This window comes from Pseudonocardia sp. (assembly GCF_050250275.1).
In the GTDB taxonomy this organism is placed as follows: Bacteria; Actinomycetota; Actinomycetes; order Mycobacteriales; family Pseudonocardiaceae; genus Pseudonocardia.
In genome coordinates, this window is the sequence record NZ_JBFWOY010000047.1 from 21,352 (window position 1) to 42,944 (window position 21,593).

Below are 21,593 nucleotides of genomic sequence, written 5' to 3' on the forward strand. Positions count from 1 at the left end.
ACCGATGCATCACGATCCGAGGGGGCGGGCCGGCCTCCGGCCGGCCACGCCGAACCCCGTGCGCCGTCGATCTCGACGGGACCCGTCGGAAGATCATTTCGAGGTGGTCGGGGTGCTGAGCATCGCGTCGGGCTACAGCCCGGAGTACCTGTTGAAGGAGGTCGCGGCCGGGCGGGAGAACTACTACACCGGCGCGGTCGCCGAGGGGGAGCCGCCGGGGCGCTGGTGGGGTGCCGGGGCGGAGAAGCTGGGGCTACGCGGCCTGGTCGAGGCCCAGGACATGCGTGCGGTCTACGAGCGGTTCCTCGACCCGCGGGACGAGGGGTTCCACGACCCGTCCCGGTGGGACGAGGTCGGGACGCTGGGACACACGGGACGCCGGTACCTGTCCGAGGACGAGATCTACGCCGCTGCGCTGGAACGCGAGCCGGACGCCTCGGCGGAACGCCGGGCCGAGCTGCGTACCGAGGCAGGGAAGTCGGCCCGGCACAACGTCGCGTTCCTCGACGTCACGTTCTCCGTGCAGAAGTCGGTGACGCTGCTGCACACCGCGTTCGAGGCCCGCGAGGTCGCCGCCCGCAACGCCGGCGACGAGCAGACCGCGGCGGCGTGGGGCGAGTTCCGCCAGGCCGTCGAGGATGCGATCTGGGCGGGCAACAACGCCGCGCTCGCCTACCTGCAGGACAAGGCCGGCTACTCCCGCGTCGGGCACCACGGCGGCGCCGCGGGCCGGTGGGTCGACGCGCACAACTTCGTCGTCGCGTCGTTCTTCCAGCACGACTCCCGCGACCGGGACCCGCAGCTGCACATCCACGACACCATCCTCAACCGCGTCGAGGGCCCCGACGGCGTGTGGCGGACGCTCGACGGGCGCAGCCTCTACCGGTGGCGCCCGGCGGCCGCCGCGGTCGCGGAGCGGACGTGCGAGGAGCGGATCACCCACTCGCTCGGGATGCTGCTCGCGACCCGCCCGGACGGGAAGTCCCGCGAGGTCGTCGGCATCGCCGAAGAGACGATGGCGCTGTTCTCCCAGCGCCGCCGCGCGGTGACCGCCAAGACCGGCGAGCTGTTCGAGTTGTTCGAGCAGCGCTACGGGCGTGCCCCGAACTCCGCCGAGCGCGACCGGATCTCCCGCCAGGCCACGTTCGCGACGCGGGCGTCGAAGTCGCACGACGGGGAGACCCGCGAGGAGTTCCTCGACCGGATCAACGACCGGATGCGCGCTGACGTCGACGGCGGCCTGGCCGCGGTCGCCGACGCCGTCCTGGCCGCCCGACCCGGGGACGTCGCGCCGCAGGCGTTCAACCCGCAGGTGGTCATCGAACTCGCGCTGGCCGACGTCGCCTCACGCAAGGCCGGCTGGACCCGCGCGGACCTCACCCGCGCCGTCAACGCCGCCCTGCCCGACTACCTCGGGGTCCCCGACGGCACCGACGTCGCGACCCTGCTCGACCAGCTCACCGACGAGGCGGTGCTGTACGCGGTCGCGATGGACGCCGAACGCCCCGGGGAGTCGCTGCTACCGCCGGACCTGCTGCTGGCCAACGGCGAGTCCGCGATGCGCGCCCCGGGCGGGCGGATCTACTCCACCCCCGACCAGGTCCGATCCGAACGCATCCTCCTCGCCGCCGTCACCGCCCGCGACGGCGCCGCGCTCACCGAGCAGGCCGCGGCCGCGTTCCTGACCCGCCTCGACGACGAGGGCGTCCACCTGGGCGCCGACCAGGCCGCCGCGGTCCGCGGGGTCCTCACCTCCGGTGCCCGGGTCGAGACCCTCGTCGGGCCGGCCGGGACCGGGAAGTCCTTCGTCGTCGGCACCGTCGCCCGCGCCTGGACCGACACCGCCGTCACACCGGACGAGCCCGGTCGGCGGGTGTTCGGGCTGGCGACCAGCCAGGTCGCCACCGACGTCCTCACCGGAGAAGGACTGACCGCGCGCAACGTCACCCGGTGGCTCGTGACGCAGGACCGGCTCGCCGCCGCGCCCGCCGAGCGCCGCACCGTCGACGGCGACGAGCTGTGGCGGCTGCGTGCCGGGGACCTGGTCGTCGTCGACGAGTCCGCGATGACCGACACCGCGGCCCTGGCCGCGATCCACGGCCACACCGCGGCGGCCGGGGCGAAGCTGCTGCTGGTCGGGGACCACAAGCAGCTCGCCGCCGTCGGCGCCGGCGGCGGCATGGACATGCTCGCCGCGGCCGGGTCGCGCTACGAGCTCACCGACGCCCGCCGCTTCACCGACGGCTGGGAACGCGCCGCGTCGCTGCGGCTGCGCGCCGGGGACGAGACGGTCCTGCGCGAGTACCACCAGCACGGCCGCCTCATCGACGCCGGCACCCGCGACGATGCCGAGGCGTCCGCCGCGCGGGGATGGCTGGCCGACACCCTCGACGGCCGCCGGTCCCTGCTCCTGGTCGACACCAACGACCAGGCCGCCCGGCTGTCCGCCCAGCTGCGGACCGAGCTGGTCCGCCTCGGGCAGGTCGACGAGCACGGCGTCCCGCTCGGGATGCAGGGCACCTTCGCCGGGGTCGGGGACCTGGTGCAGGCCCGACGCAACGGCTGGAACCTGGTCGGCGTCGAGGGCAATCGCCGCGGCCCGATCAACCGCGAGACCTACCGCGTCACCGCCGTCCGCGACGACGGTGCCCTGGAGGTGACCACCGACCCGGCAGGCGACGGAGGGGAGCGGATGGTCCTGACCGCGGACTACGTCGCTGAGCACCTCGCGCTCGGCTACGCCTCCACCGTGCAAGCCGCGCAGGGCGCCACCGTCGACACCACCCACACCGTCGCCACCCCGAACACCGCCGCCGCCGCGCTGTATGTCGGGATGTCCCGTGGCCGCAGCTCCAACACCGCCCACGTCGCCACCCGCACCGGCCCGCAGGACGCGGCCGAGGGCACAACCCACGGGCACGGCGTGCACCGCGACCCGGTCGCCACCCTCGCCGGGATCCTCGACACGAGCGAGCAGGCCGTCGAGCGCTCCTCGCTCACGTTCGCCGCCGACTCCGTGGCCGAAGCCCTCAGCACCCGCACCGCGGCCGACCTGCTCTCCGAGGGCGCCCAGCTCGCCGCGACCGAGCGCACCAACGCCGCCCTCGACCGGCTCGTCGACACCGGCGCGCTGACCGTCGCCCAGCGCACCCGCATCGCGGCCGAGGACGGCACCGGCGCGTTGACCCGCATCCTGCGCCGCGCGGAACTCGCCGGGTACGACCCCGACACCGTCCTGGGCGACGCCGTCGAACGCGGCCCGCTCACCGGCGTCCGCACCGTGTCCAACGTCCTCTACGCCCGCATCCGCGACGGCCACCGCTTCGACCCCGTCGGACAGAGCTGGACCGACTGGACCCCGCAGGTCGAGGACAAGGAGTGGGACGCCTACCTGAGCGCGCTCGCCGAGGCCGCCGACGACCGCGCCCACACCCTCGGCGCCGAGCTGGCCGACGCCCCGCAGCCCTGGGCGCTCGCCGCGTTCGGCGAGGTCCCCGACGACGGCCCCGCCCGCGCCGCCTGGGCCGACACGGTCGGGCGGGTCGCTGCCTACCGCGAGGCCCGCGGCCACGACGCCCCAGACGACGCCCTCGGACCGGCCCCGCAGCCCGGGCAGGTCGAGCAGTTCGCCGCCTACCGCGCGGCGTGGCGCGACCTCGGCCGGCCCGAGATCGACCGCGAGCACCTGGAGCTGTCCAACGGCCAGCTCCGGATGCGCGTGCGTGCCTACGACCGCGAGCTGGCCGCCGCGCCCCGCTACGTCGCCAACGAGCTCGCCGCCACCCACCAGGCCGCGACCCGCCACCATCAGGACGCCGCCCTGCGCCGCGCCGAAGCCGCCGCGGCGACCGACCCGGCCGAGCAGCAGCGCCTCACCGACGAGGCCGCCCAGGCCGCCGCGCTCGCCGCGGTCCTGGAGCAGCGCGCGACCGAGCTGGCCGAGGTCGACGACGCCCGCAGCCGCTGGCTCGCCCACACGGCAGAGACCCGCGCGCAGGCCGAGTTGTCCAAGGCCGAGCTGTCCGCCCGCGACGCCGACGACGACCCTGACGACCGGGTCACCGCCGCCGAGTGGAAGGCCGCCCACGACGCCGCCGTCGCAGACGACGACCGACACCGCGAGATCACCGAGGACGACGTCGCCGACCACCTCGACGACACCCGACCCGACGAGGACCGGAATGTGGCCGAGTCGCGGCGGGAGGACGTGCGCGAGGCCCCGCCGGTCCAGACCGGGGAGGACGTCGTGCGGGTCCCGGAGGCCGAGCAGACCGAGCAGTCGGTCCAGCACGCCCGCCGGATGCTCGACGAGATCGCCTACCGCGACGCCGTCGACGAGCCCGAGGACGAGCGCGCCGCCCAGCTCACCCGCTGGCACACCGACGACGCCGCCACCGACCACGGCGACGGATCGTGGGACGACGACGCGATGCCCTGACCGGCACCTCGTCACGCGGAGGCCGGCCCCTAACCGGGGCCGACCCCCTTCCTCGTTCACGCCGAAACTGTCGGTGCCCGGTGCCATCCTCGGTTCGGCAGGTCCACGACCGCCGGGCGTCGAGGAGCGCAGATGACGACGAACGAGACCACGAGGAGCCTGCAGGCGCGGGCGTGGCTGGACGTGCCGTTCAGCGAGAAGGACCAGGCCAAGGCGCACGGCGCTCGCTGGGACCCGGCCGCGAAGCGCTGGTACGACCTCCGGCCACCCACGACCGGGCTCCAGCCCTGGGCCGCGCTGCCCGACGTCCCGGACCTGCTGCCGGGGGAGGACCGGTCGTTCGGGTCCGGGTTGTTCGTCGACATGATCCCGCGGACCTGCTGGTTCACCAACGTCCGTACCTGCGTCTCCCCGCAGGACTGGGAGCGGCTGCGCCGGATGGTCTTCGGCCGCGCCGGGCACCGTTGCGAGGGGTGCGGTGCGACCGAGGACCGCGCCGCGCGCCGGTGGTTGGAGGCGCACGAGCGCTGGAGCTTCGACGACCGCACCGGCGCCCAGACCCTGCGCCGGCTGATCTGCCTGTGCTCGCCGTGCCACCTGACCACCCACCTCGGGCACGCCAACGTCACCGGTCGCGCCGACGAGGCCCTGGCCCACCTGCGCCACGTCACCGGCATGACCGACCAACAGGCCGCCCACCACGTCGATGACGCCGGCCGGCTGTGGACGGAGCGCTCCGCGCGCACATGGCGCCTGGACCTGCGAATGATCACCGACGCCGGAGTCACGCTGCGCCGCCCCGAAGCGCCGGTACAGCGATCCCGCACCGCGGACCGCGTCCTCCACGCCCACCGCACCGACGACCGAGCAGGACGACGATCATGAGCATCTACGCCTTCCACCTCCAGGGGTGGGAAGACCTCAGCACCTGGGGTCGCGATCACGACATCTACTACGCCCAGCTGACCCGTAATGACGCGTCTGATTCTGATGGCCCCCAGATCTGGATCACCCCACCCAACTACGTCGTCCGCAGCATTACCGATCTCGTGCACGCCATCGCCGGCGCGATCGGACATCGGCCGGGGCTGGTCGACGAGGCGATGAGGCTGGGGTTGGCGCTGGACCGGGGTGATCGGGTGGCGCCTGCACAAGATGGCAGCCGCATTGAACGGACCCGTTCGCGAGTGACGCGGCCCAACCAGCACCTCGAAACCTGGTGACGCGTCCACTCCGCCGATCTTCCTTGCCTCGCTGTTACCAGTCCGCGTATGGCGCGTGTTGCGGAGGGTCTACGTTCTCTTTCGTGATCTGCTTCTGATCGTGGACGTCGAGCGAATTCAGTTGTGCCTTCGTGATCACCTCGCGCAGGTTCGAGCTGCGGCAGAAGACAATGAGTTCGTCGACCTTGAGCTCGCCGAGCAGCTGCACAGCCGACTCAGGGCGGCCCTCGGCTCCTGGTCGACGTACGACGCTGAGCAGCGAGCAGCCCTGATCGTTGCCGTCAACTATCTCGTGCAGACTGACGACGAGGAGAACGATCTTCGCAGCCCGATCGGGTTCGATGATGATGCGGACGTTGTGATGGCGGCTCTTAATACTGCAACGGCAGTTGATCAGGCCGGTGGTCGTTCGCCGCGGCGACGGTAGTGGCAGGCGCGGGCTTGGTGTTGGCGTTCGCGCCGCCAGGTCGACCAGTGCATGACGTGGTCGATGCAGGCCTGTGGGGCGAAGGAGAGTGCAGCGAGGATGCGGCGGATCTCGTTGGCCGACAACCGGATCAGCCGGCGATGGCCAGTTGAGGATCCCCCTTTTCCGGCTCGCGGGTGTGTTCGGTGGCGCGGGTGACGGCGAGGTAGGCCGCGGCGAGCATGGCGAGGGTGATGTGGGCGTGCCAGGCCCGCCAGGACCGGACTTGATACTGGTCGAGCCCGGCTTCGTTCTTGGAGGTTTGGAAGCACTCCTCGATGGCCCACCTCGCCCCGGCGACCCGGACCAACTCCCGCAGCGGCGTGGTCGCCGGGGCTGCGCAGCGGTAGAACGCCAGCTCACGGACGGTCTTGCCCTCGGCAGGCTCGGTCTGGCGGCGGACCAGCAGCCAGTGCCCCCAGCCTGCCGGGAGGCCGTCGGTGTCGAGCGCGACCGCGGTCCAGTCGTAGACCCGCATCCCGTGTGCGCCCGGGCCGATCGCGCGTCGCTCCCAGCCGTCGTTGCCGGTGTCGGGGTCCCGCGCTCCGGCGATGGTCGCCAGGACCTTCGCGGGCCGGCGGTTGCCGTCGGGGCTGGTCAACATGTCGTCGTTGCGGGTGGCCAGCACGAACGGGATCTCCCGCTCGGACAGCCAGTCGCGGAAGCCGGGGTTCTGCCCGTAGGCCTCGTCCGCGCTCACCCACGACGTCGGCGTGAGTGCCCCGGCTTCGTGGGCGCGGGCCAGCATCGCCGTCCCCAGCTGCGGCTTCGTCGCGAACTCGACCTCGTCGGGGACATCTGCCCGCCGACAGCGCTCACGGTCCTCGGTCCAGGAGACCGGCAGGTAGAGCTCTCGGTCGATCAACGCCCGGCCCCTGTCCGAGGCGTAGGCCAGGAACACTCCGAGCTGGCAGTTGTCGATCTTCCCGCTCGTGCCGGTGTACTGGCGCTGCACCCCAGCGGAGCGAACGCCCTTCTTGATGAACCCGGTCTCGTCGATGATGAACACACCGCTCGCGGCGTCGCCGAGGTGCTCGAGGACATAGCCGCGCAAGTCGTCCCGGACACCCTCGACGTCCCAGCCCGCAGTGCGCAGCAGCCGCTGCATCCCGTCCGGCGACACCGCTCCCGCATGCTCGGCGAGGGTCCAGCCGTTCTTGCGCTCCAGCCCGGCCAACAACCCCCGCAGATAGGTCCCGACCCGCTGACGCGGCTCGGCCCTGCGGAAACGGCCCGAGATCAGCTCCACCACCGCGTCCAACGAGGCCACCCACCCGGCAAGATCAACCACGCGGTGATCATCACCGCCGAACGGCCGTCAGCCTCTCACGACACGCCGCATCTGCCGTTGCAGTATTAAGCGAGTTGAGGGATGAACGGGCTGGGCTTGCCCGACCACGTGACCAGCAACTGCTCCCGAGCTCGGCTGCAGGCGACGTAGAACAGCGAGCGCTCCCGACCGCGGATCGCGCCGTGTTCTGACTCCGGCTTGCCCTCGAAAACGAAGTCGAGGGGGACCACGCCCTCGGCGGCGCCGATCACGATGACACGCTCGTACTCCGTGCCTTTTGCACGATGCATCGAGGAGACCTTGACGGCGTCGTCGTTGCCGGGGCCGTCTCGCTGAAGGAGCTCGACGGGGATCCCAGCCTCCTTGAGCGCAATGCGTGCGCGTTCCTGCTCGCGCGTTCGTCGAGCCAGCACGGCGATCGTCGGGGCGGAGACATCAGCGGCGAGCCACGCCTTGATCGTCGTGACGACGTGCATGACCTCGTCGTCCTCAGAGGCGAAGCCCCGAAGCTGGGGGGTCGGGCCGCCGTAGAGGGAGCGGTATCCGGCAACCGACTCGTCGTCGCCCTCCAGATCGACCACCGGCTCGTTCCCGATGACGCCGAGGGCGAAAGCGAGGTTCTGGCGAGTGGTGCGGTAGTTGAGGGTGAGCCGTCGGGAACGGCCGCGAGTCTCGATTCCGTAGTGCCCCAGCACGATCCGCTCGCCGTAGATGCGCTGGTGGCCGTCCTCCGCGATGAACAGATCATTCGGCCCCGGCGAGACGAGGCCACGCAGCACCCGCCAGTGCCCGGCGTGCAGGTCCTGGCCCTCGTCGACGACGACGTGGTCGAAGGTCGGTGCCTTCTCGCGCGTCGCGGGATCCGCGAGGATCTCCGCAGCGCGGACCGCGAGTCGCTCGAAGGTCGTCCGGCCTTGACTCGCCAAGCCGCGCTCGAAGGACTCGACGACTCGCCAGACGGCGGCGCGCTGGACCCGGTTGAGGCGGATCCCGCGTCCGGTCCGCCGCGCCTTGAAATACGCGTCTCGCGTGTGTGCGGGCAGTGCGAGAACCACGGCCCGGTACTCGCCATCGAGGAAGGTCGGGGTGAGGGTCTGCGCGATGTCCGCGGGCACACCGCTGCCGGCGACGGACTCCTCCCACAGCGACTCGCGATCTCGTTCCCCGAGTATTTGCCCGGGCGGCCCGTCGACGGCGTGGACGACAGAGCGCACGATCTGATCCACACCGCCTACCTCGACACGGGACAGTTCGTCCGCGGAGAGCAGACCATGGATGTCCGCCTGCAGGTTCGCCGCGAGGTTGCGTGTGAACGTGCACAGCAGCACTTGCACGTCCTGCGGTCGCGCGAGGAACGCGGCGCGGTGTAGGGCGACCACGGTCTTGCCGGTGCCGGCGCCGCCGGCCAGCCGGTAGGGGCCGTTGTAGGTCGGGCGGTAGGCGACGGCCCGCTGGGTCGGGTGGAGGTAGGTCCGCCACGCGGCGAAGTCGCCTTCGAGCATGCGCCGCAGCTCGTCGTCCGTCTGCAGGTAGACGAACTGCATGCGGCTTGTCGGGCGCTGCGCTGCGGCGACGGGGTCGGCGTCCGCGGGACGGTCGAGGTCGTAGATGGTGCGTACCTGGTCGAGCGAGGTGCCGGTGGCCAGATCGAGCAGGACCTGCTGTTGCCACTCGGGGAGATCGCCGGCGAGGAGGAGCAGGTCGTCGTCCGTCGCGGCATGTACGGCCTCCTCCGCCACCTCGGCGTTGATCCCGAGCGCGACGAGTTCAGCGGGCTTGAACGGCAGGACCTGGTGCGCGTCCGGCGTGGTCGGCTTGGCGCGAAATTCCTCGACGCGCTTGATGATCGCCTTCGGCCGGAGCACCTCCATCGCGCCGTTGGCCGGGTTGATGTCGAGGACGAGGTTCTGCGCCTCCTCGTAGGCCTCGTCATGGGTGCGGATGGCGGCGAGGACCCACATCGGCTCGGGGTCGTCGGAAACGGCGAACAACACTGCGCGATAGCTCAAGTCCACGCGCGCCGTGCGGACTCTTTTGTCCGCCGGGTTCTTCGGGATCTTGAGGTCCAGCCCGGTGAGGTCGGCGTTCTGGTTGAGCTTCGTAACGAAGTCCCAGGCCTTGGCCTTGATCGAGCCGTCGACATCGATCGCCTTATGGAACTCCTTGGACATGATGACGCCCATCAGCGGCCTCCCTCGGTACCCAGCGCGGTGGCGACGGGGTCCCCGTCCGGCTCCGCCTGCGTCCAGTCGTTCTCGTCGAGCCAGGCGGCGAGCTCGTCGTCCTCGTCAAAGTGGACGGCGACCCGGTGATCGGGCCACGCGAGGTCGATGACGAGGTCGCCGCCGTCGACCTCAAAGCCCGCGATGGGCAGCGGCAGACCGCGGACTGCAAGATGCAGGACGAGTTCCTTCGGGCTGCCATCGAAGGTCTCTGCGATCTCCTGCCACGCGGGCACCACTGCGGTGTCCGGGGCCGCGGGCGCCGACTCAATGGTGGAGAGACTGTGGGCCTGGAAGCGTCCGGCCTCGAGGAACTGCAGGACATTGCCGAGTGCCAGCCAGTCCCGCCATGCGGCGACCTGGCTGTCACTTCCGACGACACCGTCGCGATCGTCGACACTCAGCCAGGCCCGGATGTCGGCCTTGCTCCGCCGCTCCAAGACGAGAGCTGCACCCTGCACAGTCTGCTTGGTCACGACGCCGAGGTCTCCGGGGAGGGCAGTCGCGGCGGCGGTTCCGGTGACTGCAGCTTGCAGAAGGTCCGGCACGGCGTCCGGCGTCGTCTTGACGAGCCCTTCGCCGCCGAGCGCGTACGTGAGTGCCAGAGCATGGGCGGCAGGCCGCCACTCGGTCAGCGAGGGCCGTAGGACGAACGCCGTCAGCAGGGAGAGCGGGTCGACGAGGAGCTCGCGTATGTGGACGCTGCCCGGTGGGGGCTGCTTCTCGAACGTGCTCAGCGCCCCCTGGCGGTAGCGGGGGTCGATCCAGGCGACGGGCTCGGGCGCGACGCCGTCGAGCACGTCGGTGAACGCGTCGAGGTCTTGATGGGTCACCGCCCACACGAGGTAACCCTTGGCGCGGAGGTCGGCGCGCTTCTCGGCGTCGTCGGCGACCCGGTTGTGGTCGGTGGAGGAGTGGAACTTCTGCCCGTCGCAGAACACCGCTACGTGCGGCACGGTCCGGTCGCCGCACTCCAGGACGAAGTCCGGCTGCACCCCACCGAGCGCGACCTGCGGGGTGGCACGCCAGACCTGCCCGCCCAGGGATTGCGGGAACCGGATCTCGGCGGCATCGCCGACGCCCGTAGCGGTGAGGGTCACCGCCGCGCTACGACTCTTCGCCCAGCGGACGAGCAGCTGGCGGAAGCGACGTTCGATGGGGGTGTCGTGCGGCCCGACGACGATGTCCCTGAGCGTCTCGATCGGCTCCGGGCTCCACTGCTGGAAGATCTCCGTGATCAGGCTGATCGCCGACTCCCTGCGGGCATCCGCCGCCATGTGCGGCGGAACGTGGGGGAGCAGACAGCGGTGGCAGGCCGCCAGACCCTCCGTGCGGCACTCGCACGTCTGGAGGACGTCGAGTGCGGCAGCCAGGAGATCGCGGACCTGATCGGGCTCCGCGAATCGTCCCAAGTAACCGGTGCCGCCGGGGACAAGATCGTGGAGCACCATGACCCAGCGCTCGCCGCTGCCGGGCACAGGATCCGCAGCCTCGACGACGTCGAGGTGCTCGGGCTCGCCGCCCAGCACCTGACGGAGCCCGAGCAGCAGCGCGGCGCGGAAGGACGTCCGCACGATCGCGTCCGCCACGACGATCGGCGGCACGAGGAGCCGGACCGCCTGGGTCCGGAGGTCGTGCGTGAGCGCGACGGTCACCCAGCCCTGCTCGTCGGGCTCCTTCCGCTGTCGGCACCAACCACGGTGCCGGGCTCGTGCGGCATCGACCCGCTGAGCTGCGGGGACGACGCCGCAGTGTCGGCAGGCCTGGAACAGTGGTGCAGCCACCTCGTTGCCGGCGACGTGCAGCGTGCTGCCGCCGCGTTCGGCCGGGCCCAGATTGACCCAGCGGATGTCGGCGGTGCGCAGCACCTCGACGCCGAAGGGGTAGTCGGTGAGCTGCCACGCCGCTGCGATGGCGTCGGGCTCAGCGTCGACGGTGGCGACGATCTCGAAGCGCGTCTTCCGCCGGTCCTCGATGTCGTCCTCACGCATCGCGCTCTCGCGGGAGGTGTAGGCCGAGGCGCCGCGGAAGGGCAACGTGGTGAGCACCTGACCGGCGTCAGCAGCAGCGACCGCGCCGCAGCGCGGGCACGATCCGGCCGGTGCGCCGTCGAGCGGACGGGACCACCCGCACGCGGGGCAGAATCGACGCCGGATCGTGGCCGGGTTGCGGCTCGTGCCGAGGTCCAGTCCATCGATCTGGACAGCCGTGCCACGGACGTAGAACACCGCGCCTGGAGCGAGCTCGCCGAGCGCCGTCCTGCTGCCGCGGATGTACTGCTCCTCCGAGGTCTGACTTGCGCCGGTCTCCTCGTCGGTCCACCAGAGCCCGACGTCGAGTCGGGTGGTGTCGTCGAGCAGCGCGTAGTTGGGCAGCAGCCCCTTCGCCTCGAGCGCGGAGATCCAGTACATCCGGTCGCGTTCTCGGCTGGTGGCTCGCGCGACCGCGATCTCGCCGTTCAGTCGGCGCAGCTCGCGCTTGCCCGCGTCGTCCAGTGACGGGCGGGCCTCCATCGCCTCGATCTCGGCCTTCAGCAGCGTGACGCGTCCGGCGAGCTCGTCGCCCTCGGCGATCCAGGCCGTCACCGCAGCCTCGACCGCCCGCTCCATCGCCGGCGGCTCGCCCTCGGGGCTGCCATCGCCCGCCCACTCCCGCAGAGCCTGGGCGCTGTCTTTGGAGACCTCGTCGCCGAAACCGCGCAGGAACTCGTCGATGTACTCGGCGGCATGGCCGCGTGCGTCTGCGACGAGGGTGCCGAGCCAGGATGTCGGCGCCAGCCCGTCGCGGAAAACCTGTTTGGCGAGCCGCGTCGTCGGGTGACCGCCGCGGGCGCGTCGGTCTACGAGCGACGCCAGGTACTGGCGGCGCAGGATCTCGGTCGCGTCGAGGTAGCACGCAGGCGGCACGACCTCGCCCGCGATCATCGATAGCGGCTGGGCGAGTCGCTGCAATTCCAGGGGCCGGGCAGGGAGCAGGGAGACGACGAGTGCGTTGCCGGTCAGTCGGCCCGCGCGACCGACCCGCTGCAGGTAGGACGCCGTGGACCGCGGCAACGACGTCAACGCCACCGTGGACAGGTCCCCGATGTCGATGCCCAGCTCGAGCGTCGGCGTGCAGGTCAGCACGTTCGGGGCGTCCGGCGAGGCGCCCGCCTTGAACCTGTTCTCGAGCTCGACGCGCTCCTTCGCCTTGAGCAGCGATGTGTGCTCGCGCGCGATGATCCGCCGGACCTCCTCGCCGCGGTAGAGGTCGCGGTAGTAGTCGAGGTCGGCGTGCTCGCAGCGGTAGGTGCCCGTGCACTGGTCCTGCATGCACAGTGCCCCGGCCAGCTCGGCCAGGACTGTCTCGGGGCCGGGGAGGATCGTCGAACACACGGTGCAGCGCAGGCGGTCCGGGACACCGTCGGTGCGCTCGACCCACACGTTCTCCGGTGGGATCTGCCAGACGGTGGAGCCACCGACGCCGCCGAGGGTTGTCAGGACGCCGTCCGCGGTGAGCGCCTTGAGGAGCGCCAACACGTACTTGTGGGCATCGAAGGTCGGGACCTTCAGGACCTTCGCCGTCCACGCCGTGTACCAACTGCGCGGTCCGAGGATCAGGTCCAGGTTCTTCGACGTGCGCGCACTCGTCGGGTAGGCGGGCGCGGGGCGGCCCGGCCGGTCCCTGCCCTTACCGGGGAACGCCGGCATTCCCTGGCGGTGCGGTCGTCCGCCCCAGATGGGGTAGCGGTCGTCCGTCTCGGCGTAGGTGCGGAACCACTCGTGGGCGATGGCCCCCTGCGACCGCATTCGTTCGAGGACGCCACGAGCCCATGCGCGAGTCGCCTCCGGCGGCCGGCCATCGAGGGTGAGTTGGGTGTCCTGTCTTGCCGCGGCATCGAGCGCGGCGCGCACCGCGGCGTCGAGATCGGGTACGACGACCTGCGCAGTCGCCGCGCCAGTCCGCTCCAGCGTTCGTGCGGAGGGCGGAGCCAGCCCGAACTCCAGCGTCGCTGCGAAGCCCATTCGCCTGGTGACCGCCTCTCGGACCCGGTCGCTCGGGTCGTCCGTCCAGTACTGGGCGAAGGTCTCGTGCAGGCGGAGATCCGGCGGGAGCATCGCGAAGCGCTCAGCCGGGTTCGCGGCCGCGGCCTCGACTGCTACGCCGAGGTGGTCGAGCGAACTGCCCGCGGGTCCGATGGCCCGGTGGAGCAGGGCCCGCAGGTTCAGCGCATAGGCACGGTTCTCGACGAACGTCGCCCGGTGCGAGGCGTCCTGGACGCTGTCGGTGAAGACCAGCGTCTTCTTCTCGGCAGGGGCGACATCCGGGCTCCCGAACAGCTGCCCGAGGGTGGCCGACGCGAGCGTGGCCACCCGTGACCCCAGGAATCGGATCGCATCGTCGTGCCCGCACGCGGGGCAGCGCTGTTCCTTCGCCGCCTCGGCGTCCGGAGTGACGAGCACCGGCACCTCGTTGCTGTGCTTTCCCGACGGCCCGGGGACGAAGTCCGCGTTGTCCGGATCGACCCAGCGCACGAGCGGCGAGTCCTGCTGAGCCTCCCCGGGAGCGAAGATCCACGCGCGCTGGGAGCTGTTGTCCGACACGGACTTGCGCCACACCGCGTTCGGCGACGTAGCGTTCCCACCGCCCGCTGTGGCGATGACACCCCAGCCGGAGCGGCCACAGTGGCGGCAGTAGATCGAGGGGAGTGAGCGTTCGCCGTCCTCGGGCGGCGCGCCCTCGAACCAGTGGAACCGTGGCGATCGGCTCAGCTGGCGGAGGAGCCTGCTCACCTCGCGCAGCCAAAGCTGGACGTCGACGGTGAGCAGCGGTCGCCCGCCCGCGCTTCGGGCTCGCGAGAGCAGCGCGAGATACAGCGCAACGGCATGGCGGGCCGCCGCCTGCCGCTGCGGGGTCCCGGCGCCCCAGCTCGGCTCCGCGTCCGTCGCGAGTGCCGTCAGCGGTACCGGCAGCGTGCACCGTGTGAGCAGTGTCCGGGTCAGGGGGTGAGCGGCCAGCTGACGCCCGAGCGCCTGAGCGTCGTCGAGCAGAGCGTCGATCCGAGGATCCTCGCGGTTCTCGGTGTCGACCAAGAAGAGCCGAATCCCCTCGCGGACCTGCTCCCGGTGAGAACCCGCGCTCGTGAGCGCCTTCGTCACGCGGTCCAGCAGCGGCACGGTGCCCGTCGTTGGAGAGACCGCCCACTCGTCGACGGTCAGCCGGTCCTCCCCGACCAGAGAGGACTCGTCGAACTCCGAACCGAACACGGTGTGGGCGAACTTGCGTAGAGAAGGCCCGGCTTGCGCTCCGCTGCCGAGGGTCGCCGACGTGGCCACCGGCGTGATCGCGCCGAGCGGCTGCTCGTCCGTCGTGACCCCGAGGCTCATTCCGAGCCTGCGCAGCAACATCGCGACGTCTGTGCCCTGCGCGCCGTCGTAGGTGTGGAATTCGTCGAGCACGAGGTAGCGCAGAGAGTCGGCGGACTCCGCGAACAGCGGCTGGTCCTCGCTGCGGAGCAGCAACATGTCCAGCATCTTGTAGTTCGTGAGCAGCACGTCCGGCGGGTTCTTCCGCATGTGGTGCTTGTCCTCGATGACCGTCGTCTCGGTCATCACGGTTCCCGTCCCGGAGTCGCCCGTGTAGAGCCCCACCGACAGGTCGCCGAGCTGCTCGCGGTGGCCGTGGACGAGCTTCGCGATGCGTCGAGCCTGGTCGTTGGCCAGGGCGTTCATCGGGTAGAGGACGAGAGCCTTGATCCCGCGGCGGCCCTTCTGTCGTTCGCGGCGGCAGTGGTCGAGCAGGGGGATCAGGAAGCTCTCGGTCTTGCCGGAGCCGGTCCCGGTGGTCACGAGCGTCGGCTGCGGCAGCTGCTCTTTCGACGACAGCCGAATCCACGCCTCGGCCTGGTGCTTGTGCGGGTGGAAGCCCGTCGGTGCCCAGTCGACGAAGCGCCGCCACTCGTCGTCAGCGGGCCGGAACGGGGTGCGCAGTCGCACGTACGGGCCGCGGAACACGCCGTCCTGAGGGTTCGCGATGAATCGCTCGAGCTCCGCCCGCACCTCGTCGTCCGCGAGGGCGAAGGTGGTGCCCAGGAAGCTCGTCAACGACGCACGCAGGTCCTCGGCGACCAAAGACGGCAGCACTCAAGTCCCCCCTCGACGTGCAGAGTGACTCACGGTAGTAGCAGTGATCGCGAGCACTCCACCGGGGAACCCGATCGTGTGCGGCAACGGAATGTCGTGGTTCGGCGATATCCTCATCGTCTCGTGTTCGAGATCGCTATGGGGGAGGTGTCGGTCGTGGACGAGTGGGAAGTACGGCTGTCCGGCACCGGCCTGTCCGACGGTGAGATCACGTTCGCGGGCCTCGCGGATCTGGCTGAAGCCCTTCAGGTGCTCGCGACGCGGGTCGGGCGCCATCTGGCCGGCGTCGTCGGCCCCGGACGGTCCCCTTCGGCAGTCGAACGGGCTACCACGCTGAAGTTCCGAGGGATCGCGCAGGGGAGCACGATCCTCCAGGCGAAGATCGGCGAGGACGGGGTGTTGGGCGAGGGGCTGGAGCACCGAAGCCTCAACGCGATGATGGAGATCTTCGGCGGGGCCGCTCGTGACGAGGCACCCGGGTGGGTGACGCCGCAGCTGGGGCAGGCGACCGTGTCCGTGCTTGATGCCCTGCAGGCGATCTCGACCACCTGCGCCTTCTCACTGCCCCGTCAGGTGGGGCCGCCGATCCAGTTCGCTGCGGCGTCGGTATCGCGTGAAGTCTGGGCGGATCTTCTTGTTCCGGAACCGGACCGCCGCGCCGACGTGTCCGTGTCGGGCGATCTGGATCTCGTCGATCTCCGTCGAGGACGGCTTCGTATTCGGGACGCGTTCGGGAACGACGTTCAGCTGGACACCGTGGCGAACGTGGACGAGGCCGCTCGGCTGGTCGGTGGTCAGGTCACGGCGACCGGCGAGGCAGTGCTCGGCGCTCGTGGGCAGGTGGTCAGTCTGGTCGATGCCACTGTTGAGCGCCTGCAGATGCCGAGCTGGACGGCGCCGTCGCTCGACGGCATGGACTTCTCGCGGACGCCCTTGACCGGTGGCGTCGAGGGCGTGGATGAGGACGAGGTCGCCGCCTTCCTGGAGCTGATCGGCAGGTGACCTCCGAGGTCCCGGCGACGGCGGTGGTCATCGACACCGACGCGTTCAGCCACTTGTTCGTGCTGAACCGCGCGTCCCGCGAACTCAGCGACCGGCTCGTCGGCCGGGTTCCGATCATCGCGACCCAGACCCGTGCAGAGCTGCTGGCCTGGCCGGGCCTCCGTAGCTGGGGCGAGGCGCGGACGGAGCGCCTGCATCGCATCCTCCGCTCCACCCTGACGGTGCCGGTGACCGACGACGTCGTCAATGCTTATGTCGAGCTGCGGGTCGAGTGCACCTCTCGAGGCCACGCGCTCGGACAGAAGGTGCACGGCGCGGACCGATGGGTCGCAGCGACGGCGGTCGCGTTGGCCAGGCCACTGATCGCCCTCGACGGCATCTACGCCGGAGCTCCGCGCCTGAGCCTGCTCTGACTGCCTTCTTGTCCGCCTTTCAGCGTAAGAGCGTTGGGCTGAACGGTCAGCAGAACTGATGATTCGGCGTAACGAGGTGCTCCATGCTGGGCGATCCCGGGGTTGACACGACCTGCCGCTCGCCCGTCGGAGACATCATGAGGCTCGACCCGACTCCCAAGCTCGCCCGCACAGCTGCGCTGGTGGTGCTGTTGATCGCCGCCCTGGCAGCGTGTGCGGCTGCCCCGGTGAAGCCAGCAGGCCCCACCGTTCCGGACGGACTCACGGGCCTGCCCATGAATGACGCCCGCGACATCCTGGAGGGCCGAGGCTTCAAGCTCGTCGGGCTCGAGCTGGCGCCTCCTGCTCCGTCCGGCACGAACGTTCCCGAGCAGAACCACCCCGAGTACTGGCTCGTCTCCGGCACCGTGCCCGCCGCGGGAAGCCCGGTGAAGTCGCACTCGGACCTGGTCAAGATCCAGGTGTGGCGGGTGGCAGGCGCACCGGCCGTCGCCACGACAACCGCTCCCGCGGTGGATCCCCAGGAGGCCGCGATCAACGATGCCGTGAAGGCGGCCGGGCTCACCTTGCCCTCGAACTACTACGACAGCGGCTACAACCTGGCGAAGGACGCCTGCGGCACATTGCGATCGGGAAGCATCGCTCCCGAGCTGTGGTTGTCCCGTCACTTCGGCGCTCAAGGCGGCGACGAGCTCCGTGCCTACGAGATCGTCCTGCCGATGATGTGCCCCGAGTTCGTCCCAGCACTCGACCTTGCGAAGTCCGGCGAGACCGGCTTCGATGACGGAACTTATGAGATCGGACGGCAGTTGGGCTCCGTGGCCCCTGGGACCTTCCGCCTGACCGGGACCGCGGACGACTGCTACTGGGAGCGCACCTCGGCGGGCGGCGACATCATCGCGAACAAGTTCATCACGCACGGCACCGCGGTGACGGTGACGATCCGTGCAAGCGATGGGAGCTTCACCTCGCAGAACTGCGGGGACTGGGAGCGTGCGTGAGCTCGCGCCGAGTCCGGTCTTGCACGGCGTCCGCGGCTTCGGCGGCGGTCTGCTCCCACTCCTGGACCAGGTGCTCCGAAACGTCGCCGAAGGCGCGGTTGCTGTGGAGGACCGCCGAGGTCAGCTCGTAGACCCTGGAGGCGCGACGCGCGAGGCCACAGAGATCTGACCAGCGGTCGTCGGGCGCATGGGCGGGGAGAAGCATGAGCCGGCGTGCGACGACGCTGTGGGATCCAGGTCGTGTGCCGATGGCCGCCTCGACGAGGGAGGCGGCCGTCTCTTCGAGGCGCCTCCGGACGACCATGACTCGGATCCGCCGTCGTACCGAGTCGCGCATTCAGAGCCTCGTCCAGTCGTGGTCCGCCAACTCCTGACACGCGGCTTCGGCGGCCGCAATGGTCGACTCCAAGTCAGCGTCGGGTGGAAGTTGGCCGTGAGCGCCCTTGTTCCAGAACGTCAGGTGCCCGCGCCGCGAGCGGTCCAGGACAGGCAGGCGGTCCTCGCCGCCGGCCAAGGCTGTGGCGTGCGCGATCCTCTCTCTCGTGGTGTGCCACGACCCGAGGTCGGACAACGACGCGGTGACGTCCTCGCCACGGGTGACCGCACACGAGATGACTGCCTGCCGTAGGGCGCCGTCGACCGCGGCCCGGCACAACCCGGCGACGACGGAGTGCAGATCCTCCGAGTAGCTCCATTCGGTGCTCGTCGCCAGTTTCCGGATCTCGCGTGCGTCGGTGAGCAACGACTGCCACGGCAGGGTGTGCGTCGTCCACGAGACCGTTCGTGTCACCGCATCGCGCTGGAGCTCGACGACGCTCATGTCCGGATGTCGGGCGCGCAGATGTTCCTCGAGCCGAGGATCATGGGTCAGCGCGATCACTTGACGGGTCTCTGCGAGTCTGGCGAGCTCGCGCGCAAGAAGATCGACGCGAGTGTCGTCGAGGGCGTGGACGGGGTCGTCGACGATGAGGAACCCGAAGGGCCCGGGTACGTCGTGCACCAGCAGCGGCGTGAGCAGCAACGCGTTCCGTTGGCCGCTGCTCAGCATCCCGAGGGTGGCGTCTCGGCCGCCCATCATCAGGTCGACCTTCACCCCGCGCTGCTGTTTGACCCCGCCCTGATGCTGGATGGCCGGTAGCTCGACGCCCGCATCGGGCAAGAGACGGGCGAGTGCATCGTTGAGGCGTGCAGTCACCGCGTCCTGCCGCTCCTGGCGAAGTGCGACCTGCAGGTCGTTCAGAGTCTCCTGAGCCTTCTTCCAGATGACGGCGTCGGCGGCGTCCGCAGTCGTCCCGCGTACAGCCGCGGCGAACCCGTGAACGACGGCGGCGAGGTCGGAACGCCACCTGGCCGCGGTGTTCGTCGCTGCCCGCAGGCTGTCGAGCCACTGCCGGTAATCGTCCGAGCTGAGCCGTTGGAGGAGGGCCCGCCCGGCAACATGCGCGTCGGAGTGGGCGTGGCATCCGCGCGCGACCGCGGCCCTCAACGCAGCGGTCTCTTCATCGGGTCCACCGTGCACCCCGGCGTCGAGAAGCGGTGTCAGCTCCGACTCGGCCCAGTCCCGCAGCTCCGTCACTGAGTCGAGGACCTCCTGCGCGGCCGCGGCGCGCTCCAGGAGACCACTGGTGAACCGCCGGAGATGTCCGCGCCAGTCCGTGGACGACCCACAAAGCGGGCAGACCGTGGAGTCCAACTCTCCGATGTCGAGGAGTTGGTCCAGGTGATGGAGCGCCGCGGCCATGCCCGGGCTCTCTATCGTGTACTCGGCCGACGCGAGTCGCTCATCCGCTGCATACAGACGACCTCGGATCGACGCGAGCCGATCTTCGTGGTCGACCCCTACGGTGATCACCGGCTGTGGCTCCGTCACCGAGAGACCGGTGGCCTGCAGCCACGAGTCGATGTCGGCTGCGTCTTGGGCCCGGGGCCAACTGACGGCGGCGGGTCGAGCTGCGCCCTCGCCGGGGGTCTCGTACTTGGCGGCGAGCCGGGCTTCTGCTGCCCGCGCATCCTTGACCGCCTTCTCGAAGACCTTCTGCGCTGCCGTCGCGCGCTCCGCGCGGCTGTCGACGACATCCCGCACGCGCTGCCACTCCGGGCCGAGGACGAGAAGCTCTTCGAGGAAGACCTGAAGCGCCTTGCTCTCGATGAGCCGACTTTGGATGGCGTCGTAGCTGTAGTGCGCTCGGGTACTTTCTAGAGCCTGCCTCCATGAGCCGTCGAGCTCGATCAGCTGTGGCTCGGCATCGCCGTCGGTGAGCCGGCCGGTGACGGTCGGCGTGTCGGTCCCGGCTGCGAAGTCCACCTCGATCACGAGCCGAGACGCACCGCTGGCGAGCGTGAGGCCGACCGTCCCCGAGCCGGCGCCCTCCGTGAGTAGTTCGGCGGCCCAGAGCGTGTTCGTCGTACCTGTCGTCAGGTCGGCGTTGCCGCGCAGTGCGCAGTCGATGCCTCGTGCAAGGCTCGTCTTGCCTTGCCCGTTCGAGCCTCGAATGACGGTGATCCCAGGTATGGGGGAGAGAGTCAGAGCAGGCGGATCGAGCGAGGCGATTCCGCCGATTCCTTCGACTCGAACCTCCACGATCCGCCAAGACCGTTCGTGGAGAAGAGCACCCGCAGCGTCGCCTTCTGTAGCCGCCGCCGCGACGCAGTCCTCGACCGCCTTGAGGAGCCGCCTGCGACCCTCCTGCTTGTCTGACTCGTTCCCGGTCGCTATCTCCTTGCTGACCAGATGGTGGAGTTCCGACAGTGTGACTTCACTCAGTACCTCCACAGAAGTGCCCCCCAGTACCTGCACGATTACTCAACGTAGTGCAGGTGGGATCCGACGCTCTACTGGGTGACGTGGGCGTGTCGTATGGACTTCGCGTCAGGGAAGGACGTGGCCGAGTGTCTCGCCGATGACAGCTGTGAGCGAGCGCGTCCGCTTGTACGCCGGAAGTAGCTCGTTCGGGGGCTGATCCGGCAGGTGGAGGCGACCGTCGGTGTCGAGGACGGCGACTGGGTCCGCGTCTCGCAGCAGCGTCCAGAAGCGATATCCGGGGCGACCGAAGAGATCGTCAGGCCGCTTGTCGCGGAGCGCCTCGACGACGGTCGGGAACCGCAAGAGCTCGGGTCGGTGGGTTTCCGTCGCGTCCATTCCGGACGAGTCGAGCTGCCCGTTGCGGGCGTCCCACTCGTGGCGATCGTCGACGAGTGAGGCGAGCACTCGGGCGATGACCCGGAAGGTCAAGGCGCGCGGGCCAGTTGACGGAGCCTTCGCCGGCGGGTTGAGCCCTGCAGCTCGTTCTAGTGTCGTGAGTCGTTAATCCTGGTGCAGTAGCGGGCGATGGACGCGAGGATGTCGTCGGCGGTCTTGGTCCAGACGTAGGGCTTGGGGTCCTGATTCCAGTTCGCGACCCAGGACCTGATGTCG

11 protein-coding genes and 2 pseudogenes are annotated in these 21,593 nt (G+C 70.3%); 7 read left to right on the top strand and 6 right to left on the bottom strand.

Annotated elements, in window-relative coordinates:
• Positions 1 to 112 precede the first annotated feature (112 nt).
• The 4 genes from mobF to AB7F12_RS29465 all read left to right on the top strand — a co-directional run bounded on the left by mobF (position 113) and on the right by AB7F12_RS29465 (position 6,088).
• Positions 113 to 4,438, top strand: coding sequence for a MobF family relaxase (gene mobF / locus AB7F12_RS29450; protein WP_428500019.1), 4,326 nt, complete (start codon positions 113 to 115; stop codon positions 4,436 to 4,438).
• A gap of 132 nt (positions 4,439 to 4,570) precedes the next feature.
• Entirely contained in the window at positions 4,571 to 5,323 is a 753-nt protein-coding gene (locus AB7F12_RS29455; RefSeq protein WP_428500020.1) for a DUF5710 domain-containing protein, read from the top strand.
• Positions 5,320 to 5,661, top strand: coding sequence for a hypothetical protein (locus tag AB7F12_RS29460; protein WP_428500021.1), 342 nt, complete (start codon positions 5,320 to 5,322; stop codon positions 5,659 to 5,661). Before AB7F12_RS29455 ends, AB7F12_RS29460 begins: the two co-directional genes overlap by 4 nt.
• A gap of 100 nt (positions 5,662 to 5,761) precedes the next feature.
• On the top strand, positions 5,762 to 6,088 hold the full coding sequence (locus AB7F12_RS29465) for a hypothetical protein (protein WP_428500022.1): 327 nt from the start codon (positions 5,762 to 5,764) through the stop codon (positions 6,086 to 6,088).
• Between the two features lie 130 nt (positions 6,089 to 6,218).
• On the opposite strand, the gene AB7F12_RS29470 is transcribed toward AB7F12_RS29465, so the two are convergent.
• The 3 genes from AB7F12_RS29470 to AB7F12_RS29480 form a co-directional block, all read right to left on the bottom strand.
• Positions 6,219 to 7,418 carry an IS701 family transposase gene (locus tag AB7F12_RS29470; RefSeq protein ID WP_428500023.1) on the bottom strand — a complete coding sequence of 400 codons (1,200 nt, stop codon included), beginning with the start codon at positions 7,416 to 7,418 and terminating at the stop codon, positions 6,219 to 6,221.
• A 65-nt stretch (positions 7,419 to 7,483) separates the two neighbouring features.
• Positions 7,484 to 9,601: a 3'-5' exonuclease gene (locus tag AB7F12_RS29475; protein ID WP_428500024.1), complete on the bottom strand. Its 2,118-nt coding sequence runs from the start codon at positions 9,599 to 9,601 to the stop codon at positions 7,484 to 7,486.
• Positions 9,601 to 15,762 (bottom strand): DEAD/DEAH box helicase, encoded by a 6,162-nt coding sequence (locus AB7F12_RS29480; RefSeq protein WP_428500025.1) that lies wholly within the window; start codon positions 15,760 to 15,762, stop codon positions 9,601 to 9,603. Before AB7F12_RS29480 ends, AB7F12_RS29475 begins: the two co-directional genes overlap by 1 nt.
• Positions 15,763 to 15,885: 123 nt before the next feature.
• Here AB7F12_RS29480 and AB7F12_RS29485 point away from each other — a divergent pair, with 123 nt between their 5' ends.
• The 3 genes from AB7F12_RS29485 (at position 15,886) to AB7F12_RS29495 (ending at position 18,178) form a co-directional block, all read left to right on the top strand.
• Entirely contained in the window at positions 15,886 to 16,764 is an 879-nt protein-coding gene (locus tag AB7F12_RS29485) for a hypothetical protein (protein ID WP_428500026.1), read from the top strand.
• Positions 16,765 to 16,787: 23 nt separating this feature from the next.
• Positions 16,788 to 17,177 carry a PIN domain-containing protein gene (locus tag AB7F12_RS29490; RefSeq protein ID WP_428500027.1) on the top strand — a complete coding sequence of 130 codons (390 nt, stop codon included), beginning with the start codon at positions 16,788 to 16,790 and terminating at the stop codon, positions 17,175 to 17,177.
• 83 nt (positions 17,178 to 17,260) lie between these two features.
• On the top strand, positions 17,261 to 18,178 hold the full coding sequence (locus AB7F12_RS29495; RefSeq protein ID WP_428500028.1) for a PASTA domain-containing protein: 918 nt from the start codon (positions 17,261 to 17,263) through the stop codon (positions 18,176 to 18,178).
• Between the two features lie 337 nt (positions 18,179 to 18,515).
• Here AB7F12_RS29495 and AB7F12_RS29500 read toward each other — a convergent pair whose 3' ends face one another.
• From AB7F12_RS29500 to AB7F12_RS29510, 3 genes and pseudogenes are all read right to left on the bottom strand, one after another.
• Positions 18,516 to 20,975 carry a hypothetical protein gene (locus AB7F12_RS29500; protein ID WP_251787265.1) on the bottom strand — a complete coding sequence of 820 codons (2,460 nt, stop codon included), beginning with the start codon at positions 20,973 to 20,975 and terminating at the stop codon, positions 18,516 to 18,518.
• 72 nt (positions 20,976 to 21,047) lie between these two features.
• Positions 21,048 to 21,416 (bottom strand): annotated as a pseudogene (locus AB7F12_RS29505) (hypothetical protein); the annotation flags it as partial.
• Between the two features lie 50 nt (positions 21,417 to 21,466).
• A pseudogene (locus AB7F12_RS29510) lies at positions 21,467 to 21,593 on the bottom strand (IS630 family transposase); the annotation flags it as partial.

What these genes read in the sequence shown, in the direction of transcription:
- AB7F12_RS29455 (WP_428500020.1), top strand. Translation starts at nt 4,571, where the DNA reads ATGACGACGAACGAGACCACGAGGAGCCTGCAGGCGCGGGCGTGGCTG.
- AB7F12_RS29460 (WP_428500021.1), top strand. Translation starts at nt 5,320, where the DNA reads ATGAGCATCTACGCCTTCCACCTCCAGGGGTGGGAAGACCTCAGCACC.
- AB7F12_RS29475 (WP_428500024.1), bottom strand. Translation starts at nt 9,601, where the DNA reads ATGGGCGTCATCATGTCCAAGGAGTTCCATAAGGCGATCGATGTCGAC.
- AB7F12_RS29495 (WP_428500028.1), top strand. Translation starts at nt 17,261, where the DNA reads ATGCTGGGCGATCCCGGGGTTGACACGACCTGCCGCTCGCCCGTCGGA.